Genomic DNA, 12,359 nt, shown 5'->3' with positions numbered 1-12,359 from the left:
ACTCGGTGCCGTGCCACGTGGTGACGGTCGACTCAATCATGATCTGCTCCCCGGTGAGAAAGGCCCCCAGGACGCTTGTGGCGTCTTCGGTGTCTGGGCTCCGGGCGAAGAGGTCGCCAAGCTCACTTACTTCGGGCTCTACGCCCTCCAGCATCGGGGTCAGGAATCCGCGGGAATCGCGGTCAGCAACGGCTCCCAGATCCTCGTCTTCAAGGACATGGGCCTTGTGTCCCAGGTCTTCGACGAGACCTCGCTCGGTTCGCTCCAGGGTCATATCGCGGTCGGTCACGCCCGCTACTCGACCACCGGTGCCTCCGTGTGGGAGAACGCCCAGCCGACGTTCCGTGCCACCGCGCACGGTTCCATCGCGCTCGGCCACAACGGCAACCTCGTCAACACGGCGCAGCTCGCCGAGATGGTCGCGGACCTGCCCAAGCAGGAAGGCCGCACCACCCGTGTGGCGGCCACCAACGACACCGACCTGCTCACCGCGCTCCTCGCGGCCCAGGTCGACGACGACGGCAAGCCGCTGACCATAGAAGAGGCCTCCATCAAGGTCCTCCCGCAGGTCATGGGCGCCTTCTCGCTCGTCTTCATGAACGAACACACCCTCTACGCCGCCCGTGACCCGCAGGGCATCCGCCCGCTGGTCCTCGGTCGCCTGGAGCGCGGCTGGGTGGTGGCCTCCGAGTCCGCCGCCCTCGACATCTGCGGCGCCAGCTATGTGCGCGAGATCGAGCCGGGCGAGTTCGTCGCCATCGACGAGAACGGTCTGCGGACCTCGCGATTCGCGGAAGCGAAGCCCAAGGGCTGCATCTTCGAGTACGTCTATCTGGCCCGCCCCGACACGGACATCGCCGGTCGGAACGTGTACCTCTCGCGCGTCGAGATGGGCCGCAAACTCGCCAAGGAAGCCCCTGTGGAGGCCGACCTGGTGATAGCGACCCCGGAGTCCGGGACACCCGCCGCGATCGGTTACGCGGAGGCCTCAGGCATCCCGTTCGGCGCCGGCCTGGTCAAGAACGCCTATGTCGGCCGGACCTTCATCCAGCCGTCGCAGACGATCCGCCAGCTCGGAATCCGCCTGAAGCTGAATCCGCTCAAGGAAGTCATCAAGGGCAAGCGACTGGTCGTCGTCGACGACTCGATCGTGCGCGGCAACACGCAGCGCGCCCTCGTCCGGATGCTGCGCGAGGCCGGTGCGGCCGAGGTCCACATCCGGATCTCCTCCCCGCCCGTGAAGTGGCCCTGCTTCTTCGGCATCGACTTCGCGACCCGCGCAGAGCTGATCGCGAACGGCATGACCATCGAGGAGATCGGCACCTCGCTCGGCGCCGACTCGCTCTCGTACATCTCGCTCGACGGGATGATCGAGGCCACGACGATCGACAAGCCGAATCTGTGCCGCGCCTGCTTCGACGGCGAGTACCCGATGGACCTTCCGGACCCCGAACTGCTCGGCAAGCAGCTCCTGGAGACCGAGCTGGCCGCGGGTCCCGCAGCCACGGCCGCGGCTGACGCCATCCGTCGCCCGTAGTGCCGCAGAGCCCCGTTTCACCAACCCGAAAGATCCCAGGCAATGTCTGAGAGCAGTGCTTCCGGTGCGTCCTACGCGGCTGCCGGAGTCGACATCGAGGCGGGCGACCGCGCCGTAGAGCTGATGAAGGAGTGGGTGAAGAAGACGCAGCGCCCCGAGGTCCTCGGCGGCCTCGGCGGCTTCGCCGGCCTCTTCGACGCCTCCGCCCTCAAGCGTTTCGAGCGTCCGCTGCTCGCCTCCGCCACCGACGGCGTGGGCACCAAGGTCGACATCGCCCGCCAGCTGGGCGTGTACGACACCATCGGCCACGACCTCGTCGCGATGGTCATGGACGACATCGTGGTGTGCGGCGCCGAGCCGCTCTTCATGACCGACTACATCTGTGTGGGCAAGGTCCACCCGGAGCGGGTCGCGGCCATCGTGAAGGGCATCGCCGAGGGCTGTGTCCTGGCCGGCTGCGCCCTGGTGGGCGGCGAGACGGCCGAACACCCCGGTCTGCTCGGTCCGGACGACTTCGACGTCGCCGGCGCCGGTACGGGCGTGGTCGAGGCCGACCAGCTGCTCGGACCGGATCGCATCCGTACGGGTGACGCGGTGATCGCCATGGCGGCCTCCGGTCTTCACTCGAACGGGTACTCGCTCGTCCGGCACGTCCTCTTCGACCGGGCGAACCTGCGCCTGGACCAGCACATCGAGGAGTTCGGCCGCACGCTCGGCGAGGAGCTCCTGGAGCCCACCAAGATCTACTCGCTGGACTGCCTGACGCTGACGAAGAGCACCGAGGTGCACGCCTTCAGCCACATCACCGGCGGTGGCCTGGCGGCCAACCTGGCGCGTGTCATCCCGGACGGTCTGCACGCCGTGGTCGACCGCGAGACCTGGACCCCCGCGCCGGTCTTCGACCTGGTCGGCAGGACCGGCGGTGTCGAGCGCCTGGAGTTGGAGAAGACGCTGAACATGGGCGTCGGCATGATGGCGATCGTGCCCGAGGAGGCCGCCGAGGTCGCCCTCGCCGTCCTCGCGGACCGCGGAGTGGACGCCTGGATCGCCGGTGAGATCACCGAGCGCGGAGACCACGCCACGGGCGCGGCGCTCATCGGCGACTACGCGAGCTGAAGCAGGCGACTACGGGGGCTGAAGCCGGCGATCAGCGGGCCGAAGCCCCCGAAGCAGCACGAAACCCGGTCCGGCGCTGAGGCCCCGGACCGGGTGAAGTGCAGTCGCTACGAGAAATCCGCCAGGCGAGATCTACCAGAAGCCCACGCCAGGAGATCCGCTACGAGAAGAGGTCGCGGAAACTGCGAGGGACGCTGTTGCGTCAAGCGCCGCGACGTTGCGACTGGGGACCGGACTGGTCGTCCTCGTCCTCGTCGTCGTCGTTATAGAGATCCGCGTACTGTGCGTACGGGTCGTCTTCCTCGTCGTCGTCTTCGAACGGCTCGCCATTCGGCGGCTGGCTCGAAGTCGAAGCGCCCAGCTCATTGGCCAGACGCGAGAGGTCAGTCCCGCCGCTGCTGTACTTCAGCTGGCGGGCGACCTTCGTCTGCTTGGCCTTTGCCCGGCCGCGCCCCATGGCTCGACCCCCTCGGATACGGGGCTCGACGGCCCCAGAGTCTTGACACGCGTTCATGATCTGGAACGGACTCTCCGTGGAGAGACCGGTCCGTAGGGCTTCCACGGTACCTGAGCCCGCGCCCATACGGTACGTCGCCCGCAGCACGCGCCTTCACCCAGAACCCGCGAGGTGCCCTGTCCTCGCTGGTCAACCGCGATTTTAACCTCTTCTTGGCGCCCGACCCGCCGACAGACGTGAGAGTTCTCTCCCAACCGGCCGCCGACGGGTCCCTGACAAGGGCCTATGACCCCGGAAGGCGTCAGTGAAGCCGTGCCTCCGCCATCCGCTGCTCGGCAATCCGGTCGGCCGCCGCGGCCGGCGGAATCCCGTCCTGCTTCGCACGTGTGAATATGGCCAGCGTGGTGTCGAAGATCTTCGCTGCCTTCGCCTTGCACCGGTCGAAGTCGAAGCCGTGCAGCTCGTCGGCGACCTGGATGACACCGCCCGCGTTCACCACGTAGTCGGGGGCATACAGGATCCCGCGGTCCGCGAGGTCCTTCTCCACGCCCGGGTGCGCCAGCTGGTTGTTGGCGGCACCGCACACGATCCGGGCCGTGAGCACCGGCACGGAGTCGTCGTTGAGCGCCCCGCCCAGCGCGCAGGGCGCGTAGATGTCGAGGCCCTCGGTGCGGATGAGCGCCTCGGTGTCCGCGACGGCCGTGACGCCCACGGGGTGCCGGTCCAGGATCCGCCGTACGGAGTCGGCCCGTACGTCCGTGATCACGACCTCGGCGCCGTCCTCGCGCAGGTGATCGACCAGGTGGTGACCCACCTTGCCCACGCCGGCCACGCCGACCTTGCGGCCGCGCAGCGTCGGGTCCCCCCACAGGTGCTGGGCGGAGGCCCGCATGCCCTGGAAGACACCGAAGGCGGTCAGGACCGACGAGTCGCCCGCGCCGCCGTTCTCCGGGGAGCGGCCGGTCGTCCACCGGCACTCGCGCGCCACGACGTCCATGTCGGCCACGTAGGTGCCGACGTCGCACGCGGTGACGTACCGGCCGCCGAGCGAGGCGACGAACCGGCCGTAGGCGAGGAGTAGCTCCTCGGACTTGATCTGCTCGGGGTCGCCGATGATGACGGCCTTGCCGCCGCCGTGGTCGAGCCCGGCCATGGCGTTCTTGTACGACATCCCGCGCGCGAGGTTGAGGGCGTCGGCGACGGCCTCCTGCTCGCTCGCGTACGGGTAGAAGCGCGTGCCGCCGAGGGCCGGGCCCAGGGCGGTGGAGTGGATGGCGATGACGGCCTTGAGGCCGCTGGCGCGGTCCTGGCAGAGCACGACTTGCTCATGACCCCCCTGATCCGAACGGAAAAGGGTGTGCAGTACATCAGCAGGCGCGCCGGTTACGTCGGTCACTGTGGTGACTCCCAGTTAAAAAGCGGCGGTTGGGTGCGGGGCCCGTGCGGATGGCGGGCTCCGTGGGAATGAGACTAGAGCCTGAGCCGACCCGCCCTCGGCGCAGTGTTCAGGATCACCTACGGGCGGGGTACGGCCATGGTTCGATTTGCATAGATTTCTCTTCAGGCTGTGATCGGTTTTCGCTGGTTTTCCCGGTGGTCGACGGGGGAGGAGAGCAGGCGTGCCCAAGGTGTCCGCGGTGATCGTCCCGTACACGTCGTATCTGCGGGTGTACGAGCCACTGGCCGCGTTCCCCGAGTCCGAGCGTGCCCACTGGACGCGCTACGCCCGGCGCGCCGAGCGCCCCTCGTACCAGGACGAACTGCGTCGCTCGCTGGCCGACTTGCTGCCCACCCCGCCGGTCCCCGTGCCGGTGCACGAGAGCGGTGACGCGTTCGTCGCCGAGGTGGACGGTGTGGTGTGCGTCTGCCCCTGGCGCACCCGGCTGCGCGGCTGGCAGGCCCTGGACGGGCTGGGCGAGGAGCTCCCGGCGTCCGTCCTCGACGCGGTGCTGCCGCCGCTGGTGCGCCGTCAGGCCGCGCTGGACTACGAGCGCTGGCTGGTGCGCAACCCCGACGCCCGCCCGTGGATCCGCACCTCGACCTGGCAGGTGCCGCTGAACTGGTTCGTGCTCGTCACCGACGAGGAGCGGGAGTACGAGAAGGGGACGGGCCCCGGCGGAGCCGCGCCGCTGCTGCGCTACCGGACACCGATGGTGCAGGCGCGGCGGCGCACGGCGCGGGCTCTGCGGACGCTCAGGGACGCCCTGGACGAAGGACCGCTCATCGAGGGCCTGGTGGACGTGGGGCGCTGGCTGGAGGAGTTCCATCCGCGCTCGCTGGTCGAGCTGGACTACGGCGGGCTCGTGCACACGCTGCCGGCCGGGCATCTGGAGGACGACCACTCCGCCGCCGACGTCGCCGAGGGCGTCGAGGCGCTGCGCACCGGGGACGGGGCGACGGCGGGCGAGGCGTACGGCCGGCTGGTGGAGCGCTGGCGGTCGGTCAGGGACCGGCGTTCGTCGAACTGAGGCGCGCCACAGGCGGATGGGGCCGGGGCGGGCTGTGCCTGTTGGTTCGGGTGGGGCGGGAGGGGGCCTTGGGCCCCCTTTTCGGTGTGATCTCCTTCTCACGGGTTCCCGTCGAACTCGCGTATGGTCCTCACACGCTGAAGAACCCTCACGTCCAGGACGTAGGTCCCGATCCGGGCTTATGCGTCAACGGGTGTCAAGCGTGACGGACGGCACTTACCCGGCTCTTGCGTCGCTTCCCCCTCCTCATGTCAAAATAGGACAAGGAGCCCGGGGGAGGGCTCCCTCCGCCCGCTTTTGGGGGGGAATCTCGGCATTGCACTCTTTTAGGACGTCTGGTGACTCCTGATCGCCCTGTGACTGATCGTCACAGTGGCGTGACTGTCCGCTATGGCATGGTCCATCGGCTTCCGTCGCTGATGAACACCTGGGAGGGCAATTCCATCGGTTTGGCCGACGCGGCTGGACGGATGGTGTAGTTGTAGTGCCGAGGACAAGCCGTTCGTCCTATAACCGACTCGACTCGCGTCCGCCATTTCGGGCAACGCGGGTCAAGGTGCAGAATTTAGAGGAAAGAACCGAGAAGGTTCGGTTCTCCCGAGGAGGCCGCTCATGACCGCTCGCACCCCTGATGCCGAGCCGCTGCTGACCCCCGCTGAGGTCGCCACGATGTTCCGCGTCGACCCCAAGACGGTCACGCGGTGGGCGAAGGCCGGCAAGCTCACATCCATCCGTACGCTCGGCGGACACCGCCGCTACCGCGAGGCTGAGGTCCGCGCACTGCTCGCGGGTATTCCGCAGCAGCGCAGCGAAGCCTGAACCATCGCATAACCGGACAAGTCAACGGATCCCCCAACCCGTCGAGGCGTCCACGCCACAGCTCCAAGCGACGCGGGTTCTGCCCCAACAGAGCTCACGCCCAAGCTTTATCGCCACTTGAACAGGGTGCGTCGTAGATCGCGCTGGACTCCGCCGAGTCCAGCGCGATCTTTTTTGTGCGGTCCGCGCGACTCGGTGGCCGACCTGTGAGCGGCCTTGTCGGAGTCTGGGGGCGGGTGTCGGATCAGCTGTGGATGTCCTCGACGAGCAGTGCAATTGCACATATTAAATTGACTGGTTGTATGAGAGGGGTAAGTTCCACACTTCTGAAAACATATGCGGTGACTCCCGTCACATGCCACAGTCCTTGTCGCTTGCGAGCCTTCTGCGCTAGGGGAGTTGGGGTTGTGAGGGGGCGCGTCGCGCCGGGGCGCGCACGGCGCGACGGTCGGGGCAGCGTTCCTCGGTCACGCCGTTGAGGGGCTTTCGTCCTCCGGGGCGCTCCCGGGGTCCTGCTCGTCGTGCGGGGTGGGTTCCATGGCCAGCCGCGCGAGCTGGTGGCAGATCGGGCAGTGCCGCGTCAGGTGGCGGTACCCGGAGGCCGCCGCCAGATGGGCTCGGAGCAGAGCCCGGGTCTCGTGTCGAGCGGACACCGCCATGCGCACCTCCAGGGGGCCGGCAGGGCGAGGGCCCTGGATTCCGGGGTACCGGTGGAATGTGACGCCGTCAAGGGACGTGAACGCGCCGCAGGGGGCGCCCTTGCGGCCCTGGCGGCCGTACGCGGACCGGTGCGCACAGGCGAACGCGGGCCGGTACGCACGTGTCGAAGCGGCTGATGCGCGGACGCGAACGACCGAACGAACCGGCGCCCGCGCTCCGGACAGGCCGGAGGCCGTGCACGCGTGGGTCCTGGCCGCGGCCCGCACCGCACATGCGAAAGCGGCCGGGGGCGGGCATGCGAAAAGGCCCGGAGCCGAAGCTCCGGGCCTTTCTTCACGCGGTCCTGACGGGATTTGAACCCGCGGCCTCCACCTTGACAGGGTGGCGAGCACTCCAAACTGCTCCACAGGACCTGGTTTCGCAGCGACTTGTTCTTGCGCTGTGCTGCGAAAAGAGACTGTACAGGAGGGCGGGCCCAGGGTCGAACTCACCGCACGTACAGGTGCCGTTACGGGGCAGCCGCGTCGATCGCCTTCACGATTCGCTTGTCCGAGACGGGGTACGCCGTGCCGAGCGCGTGGGCGAAATAGCTGACCCGCAGCTCCTCGATCATCCATCGGATGTCCAGGACCGACGAGGGCACCGGTCGGCCCTGCGGCAGTTGCTCCAGGAGCCAGGCGTACTCGTCCTGCATCTCGTGGACCTTCTCCATGCGGCTGGTGTCCCGCTGGACGCCGGTCGGCATCTGCTGAAGGCGGCGGTCCGCGGCGACCAGATAGCGCATCAGATCCGGCAGTCGCCGCAATCCCGTCGCCGTGACGAAACCGGGCTTCACAAGGGCGTCCAGCTGCCCCCGTACATCCGCGAGGTTCGCGAGCAGCGTCGGGCTCCTGACGCCCTTCAGGCGGCGCTCACAGGCTTGCCAGGCGGCGAGCACCTGCTGGACCTGCCCGACCGTGCGCACGGTCGTGTCGACGATCTCGGCGCGCACCTTGTCGTACAGCTTCCGGTAGGACTCCTCGTCCCAGGCCGGGCCGCCGAAATCCGCGATCAGCTTGTCGGCGGCGGCCATGGCGCAGTCGTCGAAGAGGGCCTGGACCGAGCCGTGCGGGTTCGCGGACAGGGCGAGCTTCTGGGCGTTGGTGAGCTTGTCCGAGGCGAACTTGCCCGGGTTCACCGGGATGTTCCGCAGGATCAGCCGGCGGGTGCCCTTCCACATGGCCTCGGCCTGCTCGGCCTCCGTGTCGAAGAGCCGCACGGAGACGGTGTTCGCCGCCGGCCCGTCGTCGACCAGCGCCGGGTACGCCTTCACCGGCTGGCCCGCCCGGCGCGTCTCGAAGAGGCGACTGAGTGAGCCGATCGTCCAGTCCGTCAGCCCCGTGCGTTCCAGGGACTCGCCGCCCTCGCGTTCCGCCGTCGCCGCGGCGGCCTGCGAGATCGCCTGGCGCGCCTTCGGCTTCAGCCGGACCTTCAGGGTCTCCAGGTCCTTGTCCTCGGCGAGCTTGCGGCGCCGCTCGTCGACGATCCGGAAAGTGATCTTCAGATGGTCGGGGAGCCGCGACCAGTCGAAGTCGTCGGCCGTCAGCGGCACTCCGACCATGCGCTTGAGCTCGCGCGCCATGGTCAGCGTCAGCGGCTCCTGGAGCGGTACGGCCCGCTCCAGGAACTTCTGGGCGAAGTTGGGGGCGGGAACGTAGTTCCGCCGGATCGGCTTCGGGAGGGAACGGATCAGCTCCGTCACCACTTCCTCCCGCAGCCCCGGGATCTGCCAGTCGAAGCCCTCGTCCGTGACCTGGTTCAGGACCTGGAGCGGGATGTGGACGGTCACGCCGTCCGCGTCCGCGCCCGGCTCGAACTGGTAGGTCACCCGGAACTTCAGCCGTCCCTGGAGCCAGGAATCGGGGTAGTCGTCCTTCGAGACCGCCCCGGCCCGGTCGTTGATGAGCATCGAGCGCTCGAAGTCGAGGAGCTCGGGCTCCTCATGGCGCTTGTGCTTCCACCAGGAGTCGAAGTGCGCCCCGGACACGACGTGTTCGGGAACCCGTTGGTCGTAGAAGTCGTACAGGGTCTCGTCGTCGACGAGGATGTCCCGGCGGCGGGCGCGGTGCTCCAGCTCCTCGACCTCGGTGAGGAGCTTGCGGTTGTCGGCGAAGAACTTGTGGTGCGTGCGCCAGTCGCCCTCGACGAGCGCGTTGCGGATGAACAGCTCGCGGCTGGCCTCCGGGTCGATCCGCCCGTAGTTCACCTTCCGCTGCGCGACGATCGGCACGCCGTACAGCGTGACCTTCTCGTACGCCATCACCGCGGCCTGGTCCTTCTCCCAGTGCGGTTCGCTGTACGTCCGCTTGAGGAGATGGCCGGCCAGCGGTTCGACCCACTCCGGCTCGATGCGGGCGTTGACGCGCGCCCAGAGCCGCGAGGTCTCGACGAGCTCGGCGGACATCACGAAACGCGGGGGCTTCTTGAAGAGCGCCGAGCCCGGGAAGATCGCGAACTTGGCGTTGCGCGCGCCCAGGTACTCGTTCTTCCCCGTGCTCTTCCCGCTCTCCCCGCCGGTCTCCTTCACGTCCTTCATGCCGACGTGCGAGAGCAGACCGGCGAGCAGGGACACATGGACGCTCTGCTCGGGCGCGTCCTCCTCGTTCAGATGGATGCCCATCTGCTTGGCGACGGTCCGCAGCTGGCTGTAGATGTCCTGCCACTCGCGGATGCGCAGGAAGTTCAGGTACTCCTGCTTGCACATCCGGCGGAACGCGGACGAACCGCGCTCCTTCTGCTGCTCGCGGACGTAGCGCCACAGGTTGAGGAAGGCGAGGAAGTCGGACGTCTCGTCCTTGAAGCGGGCGTGCTGCTGGTCGGCCTGCGCCTGCTTCTCGGACGGCCGCTCGCGCGGGTCCTGGATGGAGAGCGCGGCCGCGATCACCATGACCTCGCGCGCACAGCCGTTCTTGTCGGCCTCCAGGACCATCCGGGCGAGCCGGGGGTCGACGGGCAGCTGGGCGAGCTTGCGGCCGGTCGGCGTGAGCCGCTTGCGTACGTCCTTCTCCGCCGGGTCCAGCGCGTTCAGTTCCTGGAGGAGCTGGACGCCGTCGCGGATGTTGCGGTGGTCCGGCGGGTCGATGAAGGGGAACTTCTCGATGTCGCCGAGACCGGCCGCGGTCATCTGGAGGATGACGGAGGCGAGGTTCGTACGGAGGATCTCGGCGTCGGTGAACTCGGGGCGGGCGAGGAAGTCGTCCTCGGAGTACAGCCGGACGCAGATGCCGTCGGACGTACGGCCGCAGCGGCCCTTGCGCTGATTGGCGCTGGCCTGCGAGACCGGCTCGATGGGCAGCCGCTGCACCTTCGTGCGGTGGCTGTACCGGGAGATGCGCGCGGTGCCCGGGTCGATGACGTACTTGATGCCCGGGACGGTCAGGGAGGTCTCGGCGACGTTGGTCGCCAGAACGATCCTGCGCCCGGTGTGCGGCTGGAAGACGCGGTGCTGTTCGGCGTGCGAGAGCCGCGCGTACAGGGGCAGTACTTCAGTGAAGCGGTAGTTCTTCTTCACCAGCGCGTCGGCCGTGTCGCGGATCTCGCGCTCGCCCGACAGGAAGACGAGGATGTCGCCCTTGCCCTCGGCCTGGAGCTCCTCGACGGCGTCGCAGATCGCGGTGATCTGGTCGCGGTCGGCGTCCTCGGAGTCCTCTTCGAGGAGCGGGCGGTAGCGCACCTCCACGGGATACGTCCGCCCGCTGACCTCGACGATCGGGGCGTCGCCGAAGTGCCGGGAGAAACGCTCCGGGTCGATGGTCGCTGAGGTGATCACGACCTTGAGGTCGGGCCGCTTGGGCAGCAGCTGGGCGAGGTAGCCGAGCAGGAAGTCGATGTTGAGGGACCGCTCGTGGGCCTCGTCGATGATGATCGTGTCGTACGCGTACAGCTCGCGGTCCGTCTGGACCTCGGCGAGCAGGATGCCGTCCGTCATGAGCTTGACGAAGGTGGCGTCCGGGTTCACCTGGTCGGTGAAGCGGACCTTCCAGCCGACGGCCTCGCCGAGTGGTGTGTCCAGCTCGTCGGCGACCCGCTCGGCGACGGTACGGGCGGCGATACGACGGGGCTGGGTGTGCCCGATCATGCCGCGGACGCCACGGCCCAGCTCCATGCAGATCTTCGGGATCTGGGTGGTCTTGCCGGACCCGGTCTCACCGGCGACGATCACCACCTGGTGATCGCGGATGGCCTCCGCGATCACGTCCTTCTTCTGGCTGACCGGCAGTTGCTCGGGATACGTGATGGCGGGCACGCGGGCGCGGCGCTCGGCCATACGGACCTCGCCCTTGGCGACCTCCGCCTCGATCTCGGCGAACACGGCGGAGCGGGCCTCGGGCTTGTGGATCTTGCGAGCGCCTTCGAGCCTGCGCCCGAGCCGGTGCGCGTCGCGCAGGGACAGCTGGGCCAGACGGGCGGCGAGATCGCCGAGGGCGGGGGCGGGGTGCGTAGACATACGCGGTCCAGGATCTCACCTCGGGCAAAGAAGGGGCGAACCCTTTTGGGCCCGCCCCTCGCCGCCGGACGGCGCTGTGCCGTCAGGAGACCATGACCTGCGAGAAGCGGGTGGAGAACTTCTTCTCCGTGCCGCCGGGGGTGCGGTAGCCGAAGGACACCGCATGAAGCCGGAGGCGGGGACGTGGCGCCGGGTGCGTATGCCCCACTGGGTCGTGGTGCGGAACCCGGTCCGGCCGCCCCGGCCGCGGCACGCGCGAGTCCTGGGGCCGCCGTCGGCCCTGGGCTACTCCTGGGGTTGCGGCTGTTCCCGGGCTGCATCCGGGGAGGCTGCCGGTGCTGGGACTGCTGCTGGGGTCGCGGCTGTTCCCGGGACCTTTCCCGAAGTCGCTGCCGCTTCCGAGGTTGCTGCCGGACCCGGGACTGCTCCGGGGGCGGGGGCCTGCGGTTGCGCCATGGCTCTGGCCGTGTTCGAGACCGCCTTGATGCCCAGGTAAGCCGTGGTCGTGCCGCTCACCGCGGTGAAGGCGGCGGTCAGCACGCCGACGCTCACCGCATCGTTGCCGTGGAGCTGCCACACTCCGAACACCGCGACACCGACGATCGCGAGGTTGCTCATGACGACCGCCGTCAGCCCGTAGCGGGCGCGGTAGCGCTCCAGATCCAGCTCGCGTACCGGTCTCGCCCTGTCACTGTTCGACACCACTCGTTCCCCCGTCCGAGACATGGCGTCCGCGCGGTCGCGTCCGCCGGCCAGAAGGTAGCGCCATGCATGGGCCGTGCCAAGTCGATGACGGGCCGGGCGGGACACCGATGG

9 protein-coding genes and 1 tRNA gene are annotated in these 12,359 nt (G+C 68.6%); 4 read left to right on the top strand and 6 right to left on the bottom strand.

Annotated elements, in window-relative coordinates; translation table 11 throughout:
• Window positions 1–10: 10 nt before the first annotated feature.
• The gene (gene purF / locus N4G66_RS37225; RefSeq protein WP_261708729.1) at window positions 11–1,537 is read left to right on the top strand and encodes an amidophosphoribosyltransferase; all 1,527 of its coding nucleotides are present in this window, start codon (window positions 11–13) and stop codon (window positions 1,535–1,537) included.
• 42 nt (window positions 1,538–1,579) lie between these two features.
• Window positions 1,580–2,653: a phosphoribosylformylglycinamidine cyclo-ligase gene (gene purM, locus N4G66_RS37220; RefSeq protein WP_261708728.1), complete on the top strand. Its 1,074-nt coding sequence runs from the start codon at window positions 1,580–1,582 to the stop codon at window positions 2,651–2,653.
• A gap of 202 nt (window positions 2,654–2,855) precedes the next feature.
• Here purM and N4G66_RS37215 read toward each other — a convergent pair whose 3' ends face one another.
• Window positions 2,856–3,110 (bottom strand): DUF3073 domain-containing protein, encoded by a 255-nt coding sequence (locus N4G66_RS37215; RefSeq protein WP_037615441.1) that lies wholly within the window; start codon window positions 3,108–3,110, stop codon window positions 2,856–2,858.
• Between the two features lie 301 nt (window positions 3,111–3,411).
• Complete coding sequence (locus tag N4G66_RS37210; RefSeq protein WP_261708727.1) at window positions 3,412–4,506, bottom strand: Leu/Phe/Val dehydrogenase; 1,095 nt, start codon at window positions 4,504–4,506, stop codon at window positions 3,412–3,414.
• Window positions 4,507–4,729: 223 nt separating this feature from the next.
• On the opposite strand from N4G66_RS37210, the gene N4G66_RS37205 reads away from it, so the two are divergent.
• A complete protein-coding gene (locus N4G66_RS37205; RefSeq protein ID WP_261708726.1) occupies window positions 4,730–5,578 on the top strand; it encodes a hypothetical protein in 849 nt (282 codons plus the stop codon).
• Window positions 5,579–6,190: 612 nt separating this feature from the next.
• A complete protein-coding gene (gene bldC / locus N4G66_RS37200) occupies window positions 6,191–6,397 on the top strand; it encodes a developmental transcriptional regulator BldC (protein ID WP_003949541.1) in 207 nt (68 codons plus the stop codon).
• 467 nt (window positions 6,398–6,864) lie between these two features.
• Here the strand turns inward: bldC and N4G66_RS37195 are convergent, their stop codons facing one another.
• From N4G66_RS37195 to N4G66_RS37180, 4 genes are all read right to left on the bottom strand, one after another.
• Window positions 6,865–7,056, bottom strand: coding sequence for a DUF6274 family protein (locus N4G66_RS37195; protein WP_261708725.1), 192 nt, complete (start codon window positions 7,054–7,056; stop codon window positions 6,865–6,867).
• 339 nt (window positions 7,057–7,395) lie between these two features.
• A tRNA-Asp gene (locus N4G66_RS37190) sits at window positions 7,396–7,470 on the bottom strand.
• A 95-nt stretch (window positions 7,471–7,565) separates the two neighbouring features.
• On the bottom strand, window positions 7,566–11,543 hold the full coding sequence (gene hrpA / locus N4G66_RS37185) for an ATP-dependent RNA helicase HrpA (protein WP_261708724.1): 3,978 nt from the start codon (window positions 11,541–11,543) through the stop codon (window positions 7,566–7,568).
• A gap of 285 nt (window positions 11,544–11,828) precedes the next feature.
• The gene (locus N4G66_RS37180; RefSeq protein ID WP_315903736.1) at window positions 11,829–12,245 is read right to left on the bottom strand and encodes a hypothetical protein; all 417 of its coding nucleotides are present in this window, start codon (window positions 12,243–12,245) and stop codon (window positions 11,829–11,831) included.
• Window positions 12,246–12,359 lie beyond the last annotated feature (114 nt).

It is taken from the genome of Streptomyces rhizosphaerihabitans, from assembly GCF_025399795.1.
Taxonomy (GTDB): domain Bacteria; phylum Actinomycetota; class Actinomycetes; order Streptomycetales; family Streptomycetaceae; genus Streptomyces; species Streptomyces rhizosphaerihabitans.
The sequence above is the reverse complement of the archived record's forward strand: the minus strand, read 5'-3'. Positions and strand labels throughout refer to the sequence as shown.

Bases quoted from the DNA above. Each gene is read 5' to 3' on its own strand.
- purM (WP_261708728.1), top strand. From the start codon at position 1,580: ATGTCTGAGAGCAGTGCTTCCGGTGCGTCCTACGCGGCTGCCGGAGTC.
- N4G66_RS37215 (WP_037615441.1), bottom strand. From the start codon at position 3,110: ATGGGGCGCGGCCGGGCAAAGGCCAAGCAGACGAAGGTCGCCCGCCAG.
- bldC (WP_003949541.1), top strand. From the start codon at position 6,191: ATGACCGCTCGCACCCCTGATGCCGAGCCGCTGCTGACCCCCGCTGAG.
- hrpA (WP_261708724.1), bottom strand. From the start codon at position 11,543: ATGTCTACGCACCCCGCCCCCGCCCTCGGCGATCTCGCCGCCCGTCTG.
- N4G66_RS37195 (WP_261708725.1), bottom strand. From the start codon at position 7,056: ATGGCGGTGTCCGCTCGACACGAGACCCGGGCTCTGCTCCGAGCCCAT.